Here is a 20176-nt window from a genome sequence, read left to right as displayed (position 1 = left end):
TTGACTATATTGAATGGGGCAAGTATATACCTGCCGCGAATTGTTCATGTAATCCGTTTCATCCGGATGAATCCGCAGAAATCCGTGATTTAATCGTCCACAAAATCCGCGAAATCCGGATGAATCCGCAAGAATCCGTGATGCTGGCTTCCCGCATCGACCACACGCTGCTGAAGCCCGACGCTACCCGCGCCCAGATTGAGCAGCTCTGCGCCGAGGCGCGGGCGGCGCACTTCGCCAGCGTGTGCGTGCCGCCCTGCTACGTGGCCGTGGCCGCCAACGAGCTGTACGACTCCGGGGTGAAGGTGTGCACGGTGGTGGGCTTTCCGCTGGGCTACCAGCTCACCAAGGTGAAGTTTTTCGAGGCGCACCAGGCCCTGAGCGAGGGCGCCACCGAAATCGACGTGGTGATGAACGTGGCCGCGTTCAAATCTGGCCGCGACGCGGAGGTGGAGGACGAGCTGGGGCAGCTGGCCGAGCTGTGCCACTTCCGCGGCGGCATTCTGAAGGTCATCATCGAAACGGCTTTGCTGGACGAGGCCGAAATCCGCCGGGCCTGCGACCTGTGCGCGGCGGCCGGCGCCGACTTCGTGAAAACCTCCACCGGCTTTGCCAGCCGCGGCGCCTCGGTGGCGGATATTCAAATCATGCGCGACCAGCTGCCCGCTCATATCCGTATCAAGGCTTCGGGCGGCATCCGCACGCACGCGCAGGCCGTGGCCCTGGTGCAGGCCGGGGCCGACCGCCTCGGGGCCTCCGCCGGCCTGGCCCTGCTCGCCCCGCCCGATTCCGACCAAGCCGCCGCCTCCACCCATGAACCGACTGCTTACTAACGTGCCCGCTCTGCTTGCCACGCTGGCGCTGGCCGGCTGCGCCGCCTCCGGGCCGGCCACTTCCGCCGCTACCACCGCCGCCCCCGACACCACCCGGCCCGCCGCGGCCACCGGCACCGCCAAGGCCAGCCAGCCGGCCGAGGACCTGAGCCGCTACCGGCCCAAGTTCAGCGCCCCGCCCGCGCCCAAGCCGCTGACCGCCAAAACCGCCGCCACGCCCACGGCCCACGTCAACGCCCTGATTGACCAGCGCCTGCGCGACCAGGCCTACACCAACCAGAACGTGAAGTACACCGCGGGCTTCCGCATTCAGGCCTACGTGGGGCTCGACCGGGAGCAGGTCATGGCCATTCGCCGGGCCGTCATCAGCCGCTACCCGGAGGAGACGGACTACATGACCTTCAAGAACCCGGTGTACCGCCTCCACATCGGCGACTACCCGACGCGCCTGGAGGCCGAGCGGGCCATGCTGCGCATCCGGCCGCTGGCGCCCAAGGCGGAGCTGCAGCCGGCCCAGGTGCTCATCAACAAAACCCGCTTCTAGCCCTATGCCGCTCATTCGTCAGCTGCAGTGGCAGGAGCTGGATGTGTTGCAGGGCCTGGAAGGCGTGCCGGTGGAGGACGCCAACGGCGGCCTGCACTTCCGCGTGCGCCACGAGGGGTTGATGCTGCTCGTCTCGCTGTGGTCGGAGCTGGGCATGGTGGACCTCACGCTGGTGCAAACCACCACCGAGGCCATTCTGCTGGACCTCACGGTGGCCGTGCGGGGCCGCATCCGCTACAACAACGACAAGCGCGGGCAGTACCTGGAGTTTGCCGACTGCGTGCTGGTCAACCGCCTCACCCTCTCCGACGAGCAGCTCGACGCCGCTTTCAGTCCCAACCTATTGGGCCGCACCCTGCTGCTGTCGGTGAAGCCGCACATCAGCCTGCTGTTTGAATAGGCAGCTGGCGCCGGTTTAGCCGTCGAAGACGGCGTAACCGGTGCCTATTATCAGGTAGGCTTTCAGCCTGCTTCCGGAGCTTGGACGAGCAGAGTCAGGATACCAGAGCAACGTCTCGCGCAGGTTGAAAACCTGCTTTATTTTCGGCACCGGTTACGCTGTCTTCGCCAGCTAAACCGGCGCCAGTTTTAGTACCCAGCCGATGCACTACTTACTTATCGACCAAAGTCCGCGCATGGTGGAGGCCTGGCGCGCCGCCTTCGACGGGCAGCCCAACGTGGAAGTGCAGCAGGGCGACCTGACTCGCGTGAGCTGCGACGCCATCGTCAGCCCGGCCAACTCCTTTGGCTTCATGGATGGCGGCGTCGATTACGCCATTTCCGAGCGGCTGGGCTGGGGGCTGCAGGACGAGCTGCAGCGGCAGATTTGGGCGCTGCCCGAAGGGGAGCTGCTGGTAGGCCGGGCCCTGGTGCTCGAAACCGGCGACGCGCAGATTCCCTACCTGATTTCGGCCCCGACCATGCGGGTGCCCACCAATTTCAACATCCCGACTTCCATCAACGCTTATCTGGCCATGAAGGCGGTGCTTATTCAGGCCCGGGCCCACGAGCGGATTGCCACGGTAGCCGTGCCCGGCATGTGCACCGGCGTGGGCCGCATGCAGCCCGAAATAGCCGCCCGGCAAATGCTGGCCGCCTATTGCGAAATCGAGCTGGGCCAGCGCCTGAGCTTCCAAAACTTCGGCGACGCCCAGCGCTACCACTGGCAGCTGAACCCGCAGGGCATGATTTACACGCACTGAGGCGGCTGGTGTTGTACGGGTAGTTTTCAACTTTAGAAAGTAGCCGTACAAAAATCAGTGAGGGAGTTGTACGGCTACTTTTCAAGTGTTGAAAACACCCGTACAGCGGCCACCCTTCCCACCCGCCCCGCGGCCGCCGTTTCCGCCGTACCTTGCGGGCATGCAGCATTTGCTTTCCCGCATCCAAGAACTGGCCGCCGCCCAGGCCACCGACGTGGTAGCCCAGCGCCACCACCTGCACGCTCACCCCGAGCTGTCGTTCAAGGAGTTTGAAACCGCCGCTTACGTAGCCGCCGAGCTGCGCAAGCTGGGCCTGGAACCCCAGCCCATTGCCACCACCGGCCTCGTAGCCCTCATCGAAGGCCGCAACCCCGGCCGCCGCACCGTGGCCCTGCGCGCCGACATGGACGCGCTGCCCATTCAGGAGCAGAACGAGGTGCCCTACCGCTCCCAGAACCCCGGCGTGATGCACGCCTGCGGCCACGACGTGCACACTTCCTCCCTGCTGGGCGCGGCCCGCATCCTCACCCAGCTGCGCGATGAGTTTGAAGGCACCGTGAAGCTGATGTTTCAGCCCGGCGAGGAGCTGGTGCCCGGCGGGGCGTCCATCATGATCAAGGAAGGCGTGCTCGACAACCCCGCGCCGCAGTCGGTGCTGGGCCAGCACGTGTTTCCGCAGCTGCCGGCTGGCCAGGTGGGCATCCACGCGGGCCGCTACATGGCCTCGGCCGACGAGCTGTACCTCACGGTGCGCGGCAAGGGCGGGCACGGCGCCATGCCCGAGCAGAACATCGACACGGTGCTGGTGGCGGCCAACCTGATTGTGGCCGCCCAGCAACTGGTGAGCCGCCGCGCCAACCCCAAGATTCCCACCGTGCTGTCGTTCGGCAAAGTCATTGCCCAGGGCGCCACCAACGTCATTCCGAACGAAGTCTACATCGAGGGCACCTTCCGCACCATGGACGAGCAGTGGCGCGAGCAGGCCCACGGGCACCTGCGCCAGCTCTGCGAAGGCCTGGCCGCCTCGATGGGGGCAACCTGCGAGCTGGAAATCCGCCGCGGCTACCCCTGCCTCGACAACGACCATACCGTCACGGGCCGCGTGCGGGCCGCCATGGTTGATTACCTCGGCGCCGACAACGTAGTGGACATCGACCAGTGGATGGCCTCCGAGGATTTTGCCTTTTACTCGCAGCAGGCCCCGAGCTGCTTCTACCGCCTTGGCACCCGCGCCCTCGACGGCCGCTTTGCTTCTTCCGTCCACACCCCCACCTTCGACGTAGAAGCCCACGCCCTCACCGTGGGGCCGGGCCTGATGGCCTGGCTGGCCCTGCACGAGCTGGCCGCCGAATAATCTGCCCGATACCTCGCCTCTGCCGCGTATGAACCTATTCCGACCCCTGTTAGTAAGCGGCCTGCTGGTGCTGACTGCCGCCGGTACCACGCTGGCCCAGCGTAAGCTGTCTACCCCGCTGATTGAGCGCACCGAGCTGCAGCTGGAATTGCCCCTGCGCAACGGCGACTATTTCTGGACCAGCCTGCACGCCCAGCACAGCTTCGGCAACGGGCTGGACGGCGGGGCTTTTCAGTTCAACTGGCTGCAGGGCGGCTACGAGCATTTTCTGTCCGACGGCTGGAGCCTGGGGGGCAATGCCCGGCTGAATTTCTACGAGTCGTTCGGCAACATCGACGTGAGCCGCATCCGGACGGAATTCCGACCCGAAGTGCTGCTGCGGCACCGCGGCGACGTGTTCGGTCTCACCTTCGGCCAGCGCTTGAGCGTGGAATACCTCACGCAGAAAGCCCCGGCCCGCAACCTGGGCATGGCCCGCCTGCGCCTGGATTTGGAGCGCGTGGTATCGGTGGGGGAGAAGCTGAAGCTGCGCCCGCGCCTGGCCTACGAAGCGGCCATGAACATCCGCCTGCAGCCCCCCGACGACGCCCCCGAGGAGCGCACCGTCGACTACGCCCAGTGGCGGGCCGAAGTGGGCCTGCGCCTGTCCGACCACTTCGACCTGACGCCCTACGTGGCCCGGCAGAGCACCTTCGCCGTGTACCTGCCCCAGTACGACCCCGCTGGTAACCTGATATCGGGGGGGCGTACCAACGTGCGCACGCCCGTCGTCGGGCTGGACTTGCGCTACACCTTATTCCCCGGCGGTTCCCCCTTCGAGCGGGTGCAGCTGCCCACTCAGCACTAGATTGGTGTCATTTTGTCTGATCGTTTGAAGGCCGAAATAGTACGTTTAGAGTAGATGGGCTGAATAAGTGTCTTTGGCTTTGGTGCAGGTGAAATTCTGGTCAGGACTTTTTAAGACATTTTGTCTGGTGTAAACGGTTGGTACGAAATTGATAGGAAGGAAGTCGTCCGCACGATGCCGGACGCCTCTCCAACCTTGAACTCAACCCAACTTAATACCACTATGGCAACCTTGTTCAACACCCTTCCGGCCCGCCGCGCAGTTCGTCCCTTCGACGCCGTGTTCAGCCAGCTGCTGAACGACACCCTGCCTGGGTTTACTCCCAACACCGGCTTCCACCCCGCCGCCGACGTGCTCGAAACCGCCACCGGCTTTGAGCTGCAGCTGACCCTGCCCGGCGTAGCCAAGGAGGCCCTGACCATCGACGTGCAGGAAGGCACCCTGACGGTGAACGGTGAGCGGAAAGCTCCCGTGACCGAAGGCGAAAACGCCGTGAAAGTGCGCCGCGCCGAGTCGAGCTACGGCACCTTCTCGCGCAAGTTCCGCCTGCCCGACACCGTCAACCAGAACGCCATTCAGGCCGAAATGACCGACGGGGTGCTGCGCCTGACGCTGCCCTTCGACACCGATAAAACCACCAAGCGCCAGATTGAAGTGCGCTAACTGTCAGCGTCCACTGCAAAAAAGGCACCTTTCGTTGGTGCCTTTTTTGTTGGCCCGCGTGTTGCTGTAGCAGCACTCGATGCAACTCTGTACGAAGCCGCGGGTATCTTACGTTTAAAGCCCCGATGGCGCATTGCAGCTTCACGAAAGGCTTCGTACTTTAACCGCCGACTCTCAAGTTTTCCTTCTCTTACATTACCCCATGCAAGCCAAACAAATGATGCTCGGCCTCCTGGGCTCCGCCGTACTGGGCGGGAGCGTGGCCGTGGGCGGGTACAAGCTGCTGGAACCCGCGCGTACTGATGCGCCGCAGGTCGTAGCTGCCGACCCCAACGTGCGCTACACCAGCGCGTTGCACAACTCCACTTACAACGTGCCCGAAGGCCTGAACTTCGTGGCGGCCGCCTCGGCCGTGACGCCGGCCGTAGTGCACGTGATGACTGAGTACGCCCCGAAAATGGCGCAGAACGACCAGATTCGCATGGACCCGTTCCTGCGGCAGTTCTTCGGCGACGATTTTGACGGCGGGGGCATGCGCCGGCAGCAGCAGGGGCCGCAGGTCGGCTCGGGCTCGGGCGTTATCATCGCGGCCAACGGCTACATCGTGACCAACAACCACGTCATCGACAAGGCCGACAAGATTGAGGTGGTGCTCGACGACAAGCGCAAGTACTCCGCCACGCTGGTGGGCGCCGACCCCACGACCGATCTGGCCCTGCTGAAAGTCAACGCCGACAACCTGCCCTTCGTGCGCTACGGCAACTCCGACAACGTGAAGGTAGGGGAGTGGGTACTGGCCGTGGGCAACCCCTTCAACCTGAACTCGACCGTGACGGCCGGCATTATTTCCGCCAAGGGCCGCAACATCAACATCCTCAACCGCGAGGACCGCATGGGCATCGAGTCGTTCCTGCAGACCGACGCGGTGGTGAACCCCGGCAACTCGGGGGGCGCCCTGGTCAACCTGAACGGCGACCTGGTGGGCATCAACTCGGCCATTGCTTCGCACACCGGCTCGTTTGAGGGCTACTCCTTTGCCGTGCCTTCGGCCATCGTGAGCAAGGTGGTGGACGACCTGCTGAAGTACAAAGTGGTGCAGCGCGCCCTGCTGGGCGTGAACATCCGCGAGGTGGACGCCACGCTGGCCTCGGAGAAAAAGCTCAAGTCGCTCGACGGGGTGTACGTGATGGGCATGAGCGCGAATAGCGCCGCCGCTGATGCTGGCCTGAAAGAGGGCGACATCATCACCGAAATCAACGGGGTGAAGGTGAACACCTCCTCGCAGCTGCAGGAGCAGGTGGCCCGCTTCCGCCCCGGCGACAAAATCAAGGTGAGCTACCTGCGCGGCGACGACCGGAAGACGGCCACCGCCACCCTGCGCAACGCCTCGGGTACGACCGACATCGTGCGGGAGGAAAGCACCGCTTCCATCGAGTACGAGGGCGCCAAGTTCTCGTCGCTGAGCCGGCAGGAGCAGAACAAGCTGGACATCGAAGGCGGCGCCAAAATCAGCGGCGTGCGCGGCTCCAACTTCCGCGCCACCGGCATCGGCGACGGGTTTATCATCACCCGCATCGACAAGAACAAGGTGACCAAGCCCCAGGATGTGAAGCGCTACCTCGACGCGGCCAAGCAAAGCCAGGGCGCGCTGGTGGAAGGCGTGTACCCGGATGGCCGCAAGGCGTACTACCCCATCGGTCAGTCGGAATAACCGGCTGCTGAATTGACTCTAAAGCCCCGCCCAACCCGGCGGGGCTTTTTTGTTGGGCCTGGGGGGCAAACAAGGCCGGGGCGGGTAGTAGTAAGGCAGAAGGAAGAACGGGAAGGCACAGTTGCGCTGCAGTCAAGCAAAATGGACTGGCCGCAACTGCGACTTGGGGAACGAAGAGTGCGTAAGTGGCTGAATTTCCGGCATCGTTGCCGATAACGTTGCCGACATCGATTGCGCAAATAAAGCGCCGGTTGGTAGGACAAAACCGGGAGCTGGCGCCCTAACATCGGGTCTGCCCGGCGCCGAAGGGCCCGTTTTCAGCACGCCCGGCCGGGGCGTGCGGGCCGTTGGCGCCGGGGCCGATTCCCACCTCCTGCTCCCTTTTTATGGTTTTGATTTTTACAGTCCGCGGCCTGCGCCGCAGCGGGCTGGCCGCGGCGTGCGTGCTGGCGGCCCTGGGCGCGCAGGCGCAGCTGCCCTCGTTTCCGGGTGCGGAAGGCGCCGGCAAATTCACCACCGGCGGCCGCGGCACCACGGCTACGGCCACCACCGTTTTTGAAGTCACCAACCTGCTCGACGACGGGCAGCCGGGCTGCCTGCGCTACGCCCTGACCACTGCGGCGCCCTATCGCACGGTAGTCTTCCGGGTGTCGGGCACGATTCACCTGCAATCGGAGCTGCGCATTACGCGGGCCAACACCACCGTGGCGGGCCAGACCGCGCCCGGCGACGGTATCTGCCTGGCCGATTACCCGGTGACGCTCAGCGCCGATAACGTCATTATCCGCTTCGTGCGCTTCCGGCTGGGCGACAAAAACCAGAATCAGGGCATGGTCAACGGCAGCGGCAGCGGCGACGCTTTCGGCGGGCTGGGCCGTAAGAACATCATGGTGGACCACTGCACCATGAGCTGGTCGGCCGACGAGGCCTGCACGGTGTACCGCGGCGACTCCACCACGCTGCAGTGGAACATCATCAGCGAGCCGCTGGACTACTCCTACCACTTCGAAACCGGCGACACCGACTTCGAGCGGCACGCCTACGGGGGCATCTGGGGCGGGCGCACGGCCTCGTTTCACCACAACCTGCTGGCCCACATGCGGGGGCGCATGCCGCGCTTCGACGGCAGCCGCAACCTCACGCCCAACACCGCCGGGCAGGAAAACGCCGACTTCCGCAACAACGTCGTCTACAACTGGGCCAGCTACAACGTGAACGGCGGCGAAGGCGGCAACTACAACGTGGTGGGCAACTACTACAAGTACGGCCCGAGCACCAGCACCGGCTCCTCCGGCGGCGTATCCATCCGCACCGAGGTGCTGAACCCTTACAAGCAGACTTCCGCGCCGGTGCTGCCCTACGGCCGCTTTTACCTGGCCGACAACTACGTGGACGGCTCCCCGGCGGTAACGGCCCGCAACTGGCTGGGCGTGGTGATGAACGGCGGCACCCGCGCCGATACCGCCCTGGCCAAGGCCACCACGCCCTTTCCGCTGCCCGCGGTGCCCACGCAGAGCGCCCCGGCCGCCTACGCCCTGGTGCTGCAGCAGGCCGGCTGCGTGCTGCCCACCCGCGACGCCCTGGACCAGCGCATCGTGCAGGACGTTATCAACCGCACCGGCGCGCTGATTGACGTGCAGGGCGGCTTCCCGCACGGCACGCCCTACGCCCAGACCACCGGCGCCTGGCCCGTGCTCAACTCCCTGCCCGCCCCCGCCGACACCGACCGGGACGGCATGCCCGACGCTTGGGAGCTACAGAACGGGCTGAACCCCAACAACGCCGCCGACCGCAACAACCGCGGCGCCAGCGGCTACACCCAGCTGGAAAACTACCTAAACGGTCTGGTGAGCGGCCTGGTCACGGCCGCCAAGGAAAAAACCGCCGCCGCCACCGTGCTGCAGCTGTTTCCCAACCCCGCCACCGACCGCCTGACCCTGCTGCACCCGCCGGCCGGCCGCGGCGCCAGCGTGCAAGTGTACAGCCTGCTCGGCCAGCTGCTGCTCACTCAGCCCGCCGCCCCCGGTACGCAGGAAACCCGCCTCTCGGCCGCGGCGCTCAAGCCCGGTAGCTACCTGCTGCGCTACGCCGACGGGGAAACCCAGCTGACCACGCGCCTCGTGCGCCAATAGGTTTAGGGTAAGAGGGTGTGGGGGTAGGAGAGTAGGAGTTTCGGGGACGACCAGGCAGTGACTCCATGCGAAGCATGGCTTACAACTCCGTTTCCATTGCCCCATTTCATTCGCCCGACTCCTACCCTCTTACCCTCACACCCTCCTGCCCTGAAGAACTCCTGTCCTCATACCCTAACCAATTCCCACGCGCATGACCCACACATTTACTCCCCGAGCCTGGCTCACCCTCTGCTTACTGGCGCTGCTGAGCCTCGTCAGTGGCCGCGCCCTGGCTTACGACCTGGTGGTAGCCAAGGACGGAACCGGCAACTACACCACCGTGCAGGCGGCCATCAACGCCGCGCCGACGGGCCGCACCGCGGCGTTTACCATCTTCATCAAAAACGGCCGCTACAAGGAAAAGCTGACGGTGCCGGCCAATAAGCCGTTTCTGCAGCTGGTGGGGGAGAGCGTGGCCGGTACCATCCTGACCTACGACGACGGGGCCAGCACGCCCGCGCCGGGCGGCGGCACCCTGGGCACCCAGAACTCGGCCAGCTTCGCGGTGAATGCCGACGACTTTTCGGCCCTGAACATCACGTTTGAAAACTCCTTCGGCGACGGGTCGCAGGCGGTGGCGGTGCTGGTTAATGCCGACCGCGCCGCCTTCAAGAATTGCCGCTTTCTGGGCAACCAGGACACCCTGTACACCAAGGGCAACGGCACGCCGCGGCACTACTTCAAGGACTGCTACATCGACGGCAACGTGGATTTCATCTTCGGCTCGTCGGTGGCGTTGTTTGAGAACTGCGTGGTGTACGCCAAGGCCCGGGGCAACACCGGCAGCTCGTTCATCACCGCCGCCAACACGCCCGCGGGGCAGGCCTACGGCTACGTGTTCAAGAAAACCAAACTGCCGGCCAATACCGGCGGTACGCTCTACTACCTGGGCCGACCCTGGCAGAATTCCACCGGCTCCTCGCCGCTGGCCAATAACAAGACCGTATTCATCAACAGCACGGTGGGCGCGGGGCTGCTGCAGCCGGCCGGCTGGACTACCTGGGACGCGGGCACCAACACCAGCCTGATTACCTACGCCGAGTTTCGCAGCCGCTACTACGGCGGGCAGCTGCTGCCGACGGGGCAGCGCGCGGCCTGGTCGCAGCAGCTGGCCGTGGCCGATACCGCCCAGTATTCCCGCGCCACGGTGTTTGGCAGCTGGGACCCGTGCACCGTGGCCCCCGGCTTCTGCACCGGCGCCGCCCCCGACATTGCCGTGGCCAACTTCCGCGCCGTGAAGGGCTCGGCCCAGACCACCCTGAGCTGGAACATCAGCTGGGCCATCAACCAGGTGAAGTACGAGCTGTTCCGCTCGGCCGACAACGTTACGTTCAGCAAAATCCACGAGGTAACGGCCACCACCGACTCGCTGGTGAACTTCCAGACCACCGACGCACTGCCCGCCGCCGGCACGGCTTATTACTATTACCTGCGCGCCTCCAAGGCCGGCCTGGCCGGGCACACCACCGAAACCATCCAGGTGTCGAGCATTCCGACCATCACGGCGGCGGCCGGCCTGGGCGCCTTCGCGCAGTACCAGACGGGTACTTCGGCAGTGCAGAGCTACGCGGCTTCGGGTGTGAACCTGACCGGCAGCGTGACGGTGACCCCGCCCGCCGGCTACGAGGTTTCGGCTGATGGGGGCGCCAACTGGTTTTCGGCCGCTGCGCCGCTGGTGCTGCCCCAGGCCAACAACGCCCTGGCCGCTACCACCATCAGCGTGCGGCTGAATGCCACCACGGCGGGTACTTACGCCGGCAACATCGTGCACAGCAGCCCGGGCGCTACGGCGGTCAACGTAGCCGTGACTGGCAGCAAGGTCAATTCCCCGCAGGTGGTGTCGGGGCCGCTGAAGTGGTGGCCGCTGGCGTTGTCGACCCAGGACAGCGCGGCGGTGCGCTCGGCTGGCGCCACGGCCGGGGCGGCCACGCTGCGGCGCCTCACCGTGTCGGACGCCTCCACCGTCACGACCATCCGCGGCTACTCCAACAAGTTCGGACAGGCCGCGGCGCCCATTGCGGCCGGCTCCTGGTCGACGGCGGCCAACCCGCCCGCGCCGGTGACGGTCAGCGCCAACCTGGACCGCCGCTACTACGAGCAGTTCACCCTCACGGCCGCCGCCGGCCGCACCCTGCGCGTGGATTCGCTGCTGATGACGGCCGCCTTCTACAATACTTCCAACGGCCGCCTGGCCATCGTCACCTCGCTCACGGGCTTCACCACGGCCGATTCGACCAACATTCCGGCCGGCGGTAAGCTCGGCTCGACCACCCTGCCCACGACCAATAACGGCGGCTTCACCACGCCCATCGTCCTGGCCAACCAGACGGCCGGGCCCACCAATACCTACCGCTTCGCCGTGAGCAGCGCCGCTACCGGCCTCACGCTGACCGCCGGGCAGACGCTGACCGTGCGCGTGTACGTGGGCGCCGGCACCACCAGCCCGGGCCGCTACGCCTTCCTCAAGGACGTGCTGTTCAAGGGCGAGGACGTGACCCCGGCCGCCTGCAACGCCGCCTTCAGCTACCCGGCCGCCGCGTTCTGCCAGTCGGCCACCAACCCCGCGCCCACCGTCACGGGCACCACGGGCGGCACCTTCAGCGCTGGCACCGGCCTGAGCCTGAACGCCACGACCGGCCTCATCAACCTGGCCGCCTCCACGCCCGGCACTTACACCGTGACCTACGCCGCCACGGCCAGCTGCAACAGCACCGCCACGGTGACCATCAACGCCGCCCCGGCGCGCCCGACGGTAACGGTGGCCTACGGCGCGCCCGGCACGGCCACGCTGACCAGCTCGGCCAGCAGCGGCAACCAGTGGTACCTGAACAACCAGCCGATTACGGGCGCCACCGGCCCGACCTACACCGTGAGTGCCGCCGCCCAGTACGGGGCCTACACCGTGGTGACGACGGGGACGAACGGCTGCGCCTCGCCGGCCTCCGCGGCCCTGACCATCACGGCTGCCGCCAAGCCGCTGGCCGGCACGGCGCTGCAGCTGTTCCCGAACCCCACGCCCGACGGCCGCCTGACCCTGGAACTGACCGGCTACCGCCAAACCGTGCAGCTGACCGTGTTCAACAACCTGGGCCAGGCCGTCTGGCAGGGTGAAGTGCCCGCCGGCACTACTCGTCAACACCTGAACCTCGGCCAGCTGCCTGCCGGCGTGTACACCCTGCGCGCCGTGACCAGCGGCGGCACCGACGTGCGCCGCCTGGTGCGCGAGTAAGCCGGGCCAGGGTTACATACGTTCAGGAGCTGTCATTCTGGGCGCTGCAAAGGACCTTACCACGTCTGGACAACTTGTTCACGCGTGGTAAGGTCCTTCGCGTTACGGACGCCAGATCAGCATGACGGCTGATTTCAGCTAAGCCAACTTTCCGGTTAACTCTGCTTCTGAGAATGCCGACCAGACTGAAAATTGTAGCAAGGCGCGAGGTTGCGGCAGGGCCGGGGTAGGGGCCAGGGGCTTTGTCGAATTCGCTAGCTTTGTCCTCCGGCCCCCGACCGGCCGCATTCCCCTACCATTCCCATGAAACAAGCCATCGAAGAAGCCACCGCCACCGGCACCGACGTCATCGACCACGACCACCACGGCATCCGCCAGGTACTGCAGGAGCTGGGCATCCAGGAAATCAACGCTGCTTACAGCACCGGCCTGCAGTGGGGCGGTGAAAGCAACGAGCAGGTGCGCAGCATCAGCTCGCCCACCGACGGCAAGCTCATCGGCAAGGTGCGCATGGCCACGGCCCAGGACTACGAGCAGGTGGTGACGACGGCCCAGGAGGCCTTCAAGAGCTGGCGCCTAGTGCCGGCCCCTAAGCGCGGCGAAATTGTGCGGCAGATCGGCAACAAGCTGCGCGAGTACAAGGAGCCGCTGGGCAAGCTGGTGAGCTACGAAATGGGCAAAATCCTGCAGGAAGGCCTGGGCGAGGTGCAGGAAATGATTGACATCTGCGACTTCGCGGTGGGCCTTTCGCGCCAGCTGCACGGGCTGACCATGCACTCGGAGCGCCCCGCCCACCGCATGTACGAGCAGTACCACCCGCTGGGCCTAGTGGGCATCATTTCGGCCTTCAACTTCCCGGTGGCCGTGTGGAGCTGGAACGCCATGCTGGCCGCCGTGTGCGGCGACGTGAGCATCTGGAAACCCTCCGAGAAAACCCCACTGGTGGCCGTGGCCGTGCAGCACATCATCAAGGACGTGCTGGCCGAAAACGAGCTGCCCGAGGGCATCTTCAGCGTCATCATCGGCGACGCCGAAATCGGCGGGCTGATGGCGGCTGACGAGCGGGTGCCGCTGGTATCGGCCACGGGCTCCACGCGCATGGGCAAGAAGGTTGGGGCCGTGGTGGGCGCCCGCCTGGGCAAGGCCCTGCTGGAGCTGGGCGGCAACAACGCCATCATCCTCACGCCCCACGCCGACCTCGACATGGCCATCCGCGCCGTGCTGTTCGGGGCCGTGGGCACCGCGGGCCAGCGCTGCACCACCACGCGCCGCCTCATCATCCACGAGGACGTGTACGAGGACGTGAAGCAGCGCCTGCTCAGTGCGTATCCGAAGCTGCCCATCGGCCACCCGTTGCAGGACGGCAACCTGGTAGGCCCGCTTATCGACACCGACGCGGTGCAGGGCTTCACCAAGGCCCTGGAGGCTGTGCAGGCCGAAGGTGGCACGCTGCTCACCGGCGGGCAGGTGCTCAGCGGCCCGGGCTACGAAACCGGCACCTACGTGCAGCCCGCGCTGGTGGAAGCCAAGAACGAGTACCACACCGTGCAGGAAGAAACCTTCGCCCCGATTCTGTACCTGATCAAGTATTCGGGCGGCGTCGAAAACGCCATCGAGCTGCAGAACGGGGTGCGGCAGGGCCTGTCCTCGTCCATCTTCTCGCTGAACCTGCGCGAGACGGAAGCCTTCCTCTCGCACGCCGGCTCCGACTGCGGTATTGCCAACGTGAACATTGGTACCTCGGGCGCCGAAATCGGCGGGGCCTTCGGCGGCGAGAAAGAAACCGGCGGGGGCCGCGAATCCGGCTCCGACGCCTGGCGCATCTACATGCGCCGTCAGACCAATACCCTCAACTTTGGCACTCAGTTGCCGCTGGCTCAGGGTATTAAGTTTGATATTTAACGTCAGCTTAGAAAATGCAAAAAAGCCCCGGGCGGCGCAGGGGGAGTTTTCCGATTCTGAGGGCATCGTTGTATGCAGCACAAAACCTAAGTATTCAAACGGCGGAATCTCCCTCAACTATCATCAGCATCGATTTGCTGAAAACCGACACCGAAGGCGCGGAGCGCTACCTGTTTGCCGACGACGCCTCGGCCCGTAAGATGCTGGAGCACGCCCGCTTCGTGGCCATCGAAATCTAAGGCATGTACAACATCCGCCCGCGGATTTACAACTGCCAGTCGAAGTTTGGCAGCGGGTTTTTCGACCAGGGCGAGCTGACCATCGGCCGCAACAAGCACCCGGTGCCCCGTCGGCAAACGGCGGTAGTCAGCTAAAGGCCCCTTAACCGCAAACACCGGGCGGCCCCTGCGCAAGGGCCGTCCGGTTTGCATTTGAGGGTTAGCGGCTGATTTTGATGTCGCCGTGGCCTTTGGCCAGAAAGCTAGGGCTGGCGGCGTCCGGATGCTGGTCGGCCAGGACGTAGTACATGCGGTAGGTTTTGCCCTTTTTCAGCTTATCCTGGTCCAGCGCCAGGCCGAGGCGCAGGGTATAGCCCGGCAGGCTGCTGTACAGGGAATTCTCCGCGTACAAGGTGCCGCGCTGCTGCACCCGGTAGGCCCGGTCGACAATGGCAAAATGCACGCGCGCCCGAATCGACTCGGTGGCGCCCGGAAACAGCGCTACGGCAAAAACGACGTGCTTAGGCGCCGGATTGGGATAAAGCAGAAACTGCGGCGCGGCAATGCGAGGCGAGGTAGGCCCGGCGAAGCTGAACGGCAGGTCCGGGAACAGCTCGGCTTCCCGCTTGCTCCAGCTGGCATCCGTGGTCCAGTCACTGTCATCTACCGCGCCGGTCTGCTGGCCCTGGGCGTTGGTCTGGGTGATGCTGTCGTCGCCAAAATCGATTTTGTCGCAGCCCGCCAGCAGCAACGCCGCGGGCAGTAGCAGGTGCAGTAAGTGTACTTTCCTCATAAGTGAAGGGAAAATAGTCAAACTCTCCGACTAGAAAACGGTAGCCCGCTTGCCGGGGCCGCTTTTTGATCAGCAGGCACGCGGGCCGCAATAATTAAGCCGGATAGGCAATGAAATAGTAGTTTTTGCCCTGCTCGAACTGCTGCACGAACTCCTGCCGGGTGAGCGGAGCCTCGCCCTTCAGCCAGCGCTTCATCAACGACACCCGCAGGCCGGCTTGCTCAGTCAGCAGGTCGTACACCTGCTCGGGGCGGGTGCCATAGCAGTCGGCCGCGCCCAGGCCGTGCTCGAAGATGATGACCGGCCGGGTGCGGCGCAGCGTTTCCACCGCGCCCTGCAGCACCTGCAGCTCGGCGCCTTCCACGTCAATCTTGATCAGGTCCACGCGCTGGGTGTCCGGGATGACGTGGTCCATCAGATCCGTCTGCACTTCGATGGTGGTGTCCTGCTCGTCGGGTTTGTCGTAGTTGCGCTTCTGCAGGCCGCTGTAGGCGGGGTTGCTGATGACGTAGTTGAAGGTGGCCGTGCCTTTCGAGTTGCTCAGCGCCACGTTGGAAATAACGGCCCGGCCCGCGTCGTGGTAGCGGCGCTTCAGCTCGGCGTACAGGTCGGGGAGAGGCTCGAAGCCGAAATGCCGGCCCTGCGGGGCGGCGGCCAGCATCAAATCCAGCACCTCCCCCTTGTGGCAGCCGATGTCGATGCAGGTGGAGTCGGGGCGGCACACGCGCTTGATTACGGCCAGGCTCTGCTCGTCGTACTGCTGGTTTTTGGTGAAGGCAATCGGCAGCCGCTTGAGGAGGGACTTGAGCAATTCTTTCATGGCCGGAGGGCAGGGGCAGGGAGAAATCGGCTTTAAAGTTGGGAAAAAGCCGCCGCATCCGCCGTGTTTGCACGCCGTGCAACCCTCGCAAAGTCAGCGGGGTCTTTGAGGTGCTAACGGTTAAGGGAGTAGAAAATCTGCCGGCTATGTCTGAACTTTACCCACCCCCTGCCGCCGTTAGTGATTCGCTGACCCCTCCAACTGCTGCGCCTATGGAAGCCGTTGCTTACGTTGATATTAATGCTCCGCTGGTGGAGCGCTGCCGCCTCGGCGACCGGCGCGCCCAGGCCGAGATTTACAAGCGCTACGCCAAGGCGATGTTCAACGCCTCCTTGCGCATCACCGGCGACTACGCCGAGGCCGAGGACGTGCTGCAGGAGTCGTTTCTGAGCGCCTTCCGCGAGCTGCACACCTACAAGGGCGACTCCTCGTTCGGCTCCTGGCTCAAGCGCATCGTCATCAACAAGAGCATCAACTGCCTGCGCAACCGCCGCCTGCAGCTGGTGCCCCTGGCCGAGCAGCACGACGGGGCCGCCTCGGAGGACGCCAAAACCCCGGGCGAGCAGGACGACGTACAGTGGCGCGCCGACGTGCTGCGCCGCTGCATTCAGGAGCTGCCCGACGGCTACCGCCTCGTGCTGACCCTGTACCTGCTGGAAGGCTACGACCACGGCGAAATTGCCGGCATCCTCGGCATCACCGAATCCACGTCCAAGTCGCAGTATAGCCGCGCCCGCAAGAAGCTGCTGGAGCTGGCCCGCGAACAAGGATTGTCTTAACTCGTTTCATCAACAGCGGCCACCCAAGGGCGCCCCACCCAATCAGCGCCCCGGCCGCGGGGAGCCCCGTGCGAAAGAACATGACTGTCATGAAACCCAACTCCGGACTTGAGGCCTTCGTCGAGCGCAACCGCGCCGACTTCGACGCCTTCGAGCCGCGTCTCGACCTCTGGGACGCCATCGAAGCCCGCCTGGATGCGCCGGCCGACCAAGACGACGAGACGCCCACCCACGTCTTGCCGCTGAACCCGCCCGCACCCGCCACCCCCGAACCCAAAGCTGCGCCCGGCTTCGGCTGGCAGCGCTACGCCGCCGCGGCCGCCGTGGCCCTGACGCTGGTAGCCGGCGGCTACGGCCTGCGCCGCGCCGACCAGGCTGGCACCGCCGGTACCCTGGCCAGCGCCGATACGAGCACCGAACTGGTCAACGAGTTGGACCCGCAGCCGGCCGCCGTGGCCGAGGCCCTCGGCTCACCCGAGGCCATGACGGTGGGCACCAACTCGCCGGCCCGCCGCCTGAACGCCGCCGTGCGCCGCATGGAAGCCTACTACGCCGCCCAGATTCTGGAAAAGCAGAATGAGCTGAAGCAGGCAGACGCCACTGCCGCCCCCGGCACCGTGCCCCAGGCCGCCGACTGGAAAGTAGAGCTGGTGGCCCTGGACTCTTCGTACCAGCAGCTGCGCACCGAGCTGTACCAGAACCCCGACCCCAACGCGGTGCTGGACGCCATGAACCAGAACCTGCAGACGCGCCTGAGCATCCTGAACCAGCAGCTGCGCACCCGGGAGCAGATTCGCCAGTACCACGACGACGCCTACTCCCTCGCCGCCGATAAGTAATTTCCCCGCTTACCTGCTGCTCGCCCCACCCATGCGCTCAATTCTCCGCCCCCTTACGCACGGTGCCCTGGCACTGGCCGCCCTGGTCGCCACGACCGGGCCCCTGGCCGCCCAGACGCGCCCGGCAGCCGTAGCCGCTGGCTACGCGCCGCCCTGCCCCCCGGCGGCCGACCGGTACTGGGACCAGGCCGCCGACGCCCTGTTTCAGCAGCAGCCCGACGGGCCGCAGCAGCAGAACGGCGGCCAGCCCGAGCCCGACAACAACGGCACCTTCACGGCCGAGAAGACCCGCAAAATCACCCGGACCTTCAAGGCCGGCGCCGGCCGCCCGCTGACGGTGGAAACGCGCTACGGCCGGGTGCAGGTAAACACCTGGACGCGCGACGAAATCAAGGCCGAAGTCAACATCGTGGCCCGCGCCGACGAGGACGACAAAGCCCAGCGCCTGCTCGACATGATTCAGGTGCTGATGCAGGAGCCCGCCGGCCAGGAAGGCGCCCTGCTGATGAAAACCCAGCTGGGCGAAATGCCCAAGGAGTGCTGGAGCCGCCAGCGCATCTACGAAATCAACTACACCATCTGGATGCCTAAAAGCACGCCGCTGAAGGTGCGCAACTCCTTCGGCGACGTGAGCCTGACCGGCGACCTGACCGGCAACGCCGACCTGGCCGTGTGCTACGGCAGCCTGCGCACCGGCCGCCTCGACGGGCCCCGCAACAGCGTGCGACTCAACAACGGCGCCGCCGTGCTGCCCTACGCCCGGCAGGCCACCATCGAGGCCAACCACTCGCGGCTGCGGCTGGAAGAGGCCCAGACGGTGGAGCTGCGCAACAACGGCTCCGACATCGACATGGGCACGGTGCAGAGCCTGGCCGTGCACAGCAAGTACGGCGACGTGAACCTGGGCACGGTGTACAACCTGCAGGGCTCGACCGGCTATTCCCGCTTCAGCATCGACAAAGTGGGCGAGCAGCTCGACATGAAGGTGCAGTACTGCCCGGCCTTCGAGGTGCGCACCACCGGCCGCAACTTCCGCCGCATCAGCCTCGACGGGGGCTACAGCACCATTCTGCTGAACTTCCCCGACGACGCGGGCTTTACCTTTGATGTCAATTCGGAGAATGGTAAGGTGTTGATGGACAAGCGCCTGGTGAAAGTGCGCAGCGAGGAAAACAGCCCCTCCCTGACGGAAATGCAGGGCCAGTACGGCGCCGCGCAGGCCAAGCCCGGCGGCAACGTCAACATCAAGGCCCGCTACAGCAGCGTGAGCTTCAACCGCTGATAGACCCCACGGAAGGATTTGCCGCTCGGACTGCTTCGGAAAAGGCAGGAAGCGCGGAGTGAAGGGAAAAAGCCGGCTGCAACCGGCTTTTTCTGTTTTGGGAGGAATTGGGAATAAAGAAAATCAGCCCGTCATCCTGAGCAGAGCGAAGGAACTTCCTCCCGCCCTGCACCGGCTGCAAGGCGCAGCCGCTGGCGCCCAATCGTGTGGGCGGCGGTGGCTGCGCTTTTCTTTTATTGTTCTGGTCAACTAAGGAGCATTGCTGTCAGCGCTGGTGCAGGGCGGGAGCAAGCTTCTTCACTCCGCTTTGCTCCGCTCAGGATGACTGGGAAGGAGCTGCCGCGCTACCTTAGCCGCATGCGTTTTCTGTTCCTTGCCGGGGCCGGCTGCCTGCTTAGTGCGGCCGCGCTGGCCCAAACTTCCGCCGCCATGACTACCCCCGCCGTTGCGCCCGTTGTCGGGCAACCTTCGCGCATGCACACGCTCAGCCTGCGGCTGCGGCCGGGCCAGGATTTGCGGCAGCAGCTCACGGCCCTGGCCAAAACCCACCCGCTGCCCGCCGGCGCCGTGCTGACCTGCGTGGGCAGCCTCACCCAGGTGACCCTGCGCCTGGCCAACCAGGAAGGCCCCACGGTGCTGCGCGGGCACTTCGAAATCGTGTCGCTGGTGGGCACGCTGGGCGCGGCGGGCAGCCACCTGCACCTGTCGGTAGCCGATTCGACGGGGCGCACCATCGGCGGGCATCTGCTCGATGGCTGCCTGGTGTACACCACCGCCGAGCTGGTGCTGGCCGTGCTCGATGAGGTGGAATTCCGGCGCGAAACCGACCCCACTTTCGGCTACCAGGAGCTGGCCGTATACCCGGCCGCACCCGCCAAATCCGCTACCAAAAAGCCGGGACGCGGGAAAAAATAAGTGGGTTGGAGCTGTACAATTTGCTCCCGTTTTCCTAGTATTATTGTAGTAATATCCGCGTGCCGACGCGC

Annotated in this window: 18 protein-coding genes; 16 read left to right on the top strand and 2 right to left on the bottom strand. The window is 65.2% G+C overall.

The annotated features are described in order from the left end of the window. Positions 1 to 119: 119 nt before the first annotated feature. The 12 genes from deoC to EJV47_RS28900 all read left to right on the top strand — a co-directional run bounded on the left by deoC (position 120) and on the right by EJV47_RS28900 (position 14833). Entirely contained in the window at positions 120 to 833 is a 714-nt protein-coding gene (deoC, locus tag EJV47_RS14410; protein WP_126693858.1) for a deoxyribose-phosphate aldolase, read from the top strand. Next, positions 814 to 1377, top strand: a complete 564-nt coding sequence (locus tag EJV47_RS14405) for a sporulation protein (RefSeq protein ID WP_126693857.1) — start codon at positions 814 to 816, stop codon at positions 1375 to 1377. The genes deoC and EJV47_RS14405 overlap by 20 nt, the downstream gene beginning before the upstream one ends. A 4-nt stretch (positions 1378 to 1381) precedes the next feature. Next, positions 1382 to 1777 (top strand): hypothetical protein, encoded by a 396-nt coding sequence (locus EJV47_RS14400; protein ID WP_126693856.1) that lies wholly within the window; start codon positions 1382 to 1384, stop codon positions 1775 to 1777. 202 nt (positions 1778 to 1979) lie between these two features. Then, positions 1980 to 2579 (top strand): macro domain-containing protein, encoded by a 600-nt coding sequence (locus EJV47_RS14395; protein ID WP_126693855.1) that lies wholly within the window; start codon positions 1980 to 1982, stop codon positions 2577 to 2579. 160 nt (positions 2580 to 2739) lie between these two features. Beyond that, positions 2740 to 3933 carry a M20 metallopeptidase family protein gene (locus EJV47_RS14390; RefSeq protein ID WP_126693854.1) on the top strand — a complete coding sequence of 398 codons (1194 nt, stop codon included), beginning with the start codon at positions 2740 to 2742 and terminating at the stop codon, positions 3931 to 3933. Positions 3934 to 3961: 28 nt separating this feature from the next. Then, a complete protein-coding gene (locus EJV47_RS14385; RefSeq protein WP_126693853.1) occupies positions 3962 to 4780 on the top strand; it encodes a hypothetical protein in 819 nt (272 codons plus the stop codon). Between the two features lie 222 nt (positions 4781 to 5002). Beyond that, on the top strand, positions 5003 to 5443 hold the full coding sequence (locus tag EJV47_RS14380) for an Hsp20/alpha crystallin family protein (RefSeq protein WP_165903763.1): 441 nt from the start codon (positions 5003 to 5005) through the stop codon (positions 5441 to 5443). 202 nt (positions 5444 to 5645) lie between these two features. Further along, entirely contained in the window at positions 5646 to 7154 is a 1509-nt protein-coding gene (locus EJV47_RS14375) for a S1C family serine protease (protein ID WP_243651163.1), read from the top strand. A 386-nt stretch (positions 7155 to 7540) separates the two neighbouring features. Next, positions 7541 to 9286 (top strand): T9SS type A sorting domain-containing protein, encoded by a 1746-nt coding sequence (locus tag EJV47_RS14370; protein ID WP_126693851.1) that lies wholly within the window; start codon positions 7541 to 7543, stop codon positions 9284 to 9286. A gap of 193 nt (positions 9287 to 9479) precedes the next feature. Continuing rightward, positions 9480 to 12557: a pectinesterase family protein gene (locus tag EJV47_RS14365; protein WP_126693850.1), complete on the top strand. Its 3078-nt coding sequence runs from the start codon at positions 9480 to 9482 to the stop codon at positions 12555 to 12557. 303 nt (positions 12558 to 12860) lie between these two features. Then, positions 12861 to 14459, top strand: coding sequence for an L-piperidine-6-carboxylate dehydrogenase (gene amaB, locus EJV47_RS14360; RefSeq protein ID WP_207895892.1), 1599 nt, complete (start codon positions 12861 to 12863; stop codon positions 14457 to 14459). Positions 14460 to 14701: 242 nt separating this feature from the next. Next, on the top strand, positions 14702 to 14833 hold the full coding sequence (locus tag EJV47_RS28900; protein ID WP_279389062.1) for a hypothetical protein: 132 nt from the start codon (positions 14702 to 14704) through the stop codon (positions 14831 to 14833). Between the two features lie 64 nt (positions 14834 to 14897). Here the strand turns inward: EJV47_RS28900 and EJV47_RS14355 are convergent, their stop codons facing one another. Further along, the gene (locus EJV47_RS14355; RefSeq protein ID WP_126693849.1) at positions 14898 to 15470 is read right to left on the bottom strand and encodes a hypothetical protein; all 573 of its coding nucleotides are present in this window, start codon (positions 15468 to 15470) and stop codon (positions 14898 to 14900) included. 94 nt (positions 15471 to 15564) lie between these two features. Further along, complete coding sequence (locus EJV47_RS14350) at positions 15565 to 16290, bottom strand: FkbM family methyltransferase (RefSeq protein ID WP_126693848.1); 726 nt, start codon at positions 16288 to 16290, stop codon at positions 15565 to 15567. 212 nt (positions 16291 to 16502) lie between these two features. Here EJV47_RS14350 and EJV47_RS14345 point away from each other — a divergent pair, with 212 nt between their 5' ends. The 4 genes from EJV47_RS14345 to EJV47_RS14330 all read left to right on the top strand — a co-directional run bounded on the left by EJV47_RS14345 (position 16503) and on the right by EJV47_RS14330 (position 20105). Then, positions 16503 to 17069 (top strand): RNA polymerase sigma factor, encoded by a 567-nt coding sequence (locus tag EJV47_RS14345; protein WP_126693847.1) that lies wholly within the window; start codon positions 16503 to 16505, stop codon positions 17067 to 17069. Between the two features lie 89 nt (positions 17070 to 17158). Continuing rightward, positions 17159 to 17908: a hypothetical protein gene (locus EJV47_RS14340; protein ID WP_126693846.1), complete on the top strand. Its 750-nt coding sequence runs from the start codon at positions 17159 to 17161 to the stop codon at positions 17906 to 17908. 31 nt (positions 17909 to 17939) lie between these two features. Next, complete coding sequence (locus EJV47_RS14335; protein WP_126693845.1) at positions 17940 to 19190, top strand: DUF4097 family beta strand repeat-containing protein; 1251 nt, start codon at positions 17940 to 17942, stop codon at positions 19188 to 19190. Between the two features lie 357 nt (positions 19191 to 19547). Next, positions 19548 to 20105: a PPC domain-containing DNA-binding protein gene (locus EJV47_RS14330; RefSeq protein ID WP_126693844.1), complete on the top strand. Its 558-nt coding sequence runs from the start codon at positions 19548 to 19550 to the stop codon at positions 20103 to 20105. Positions 20106 to 20176: the final 71 nt, after the last annotated feature.

It is taken from the genome of Hymenobacter gummosus (assembly GCF_003970915.1).
GTDB classification, from domain to species: Bacteria; Bacteroidota; Bacteroidia; order Cytophagales; family Hymenobacteraceae; genus Solirubrum; species Solirubrum gummosum.
Note: the sequence above shows the minus strand (reverse complement) of the source record. Positions and strands in the feature narration are given on the sequence as shown.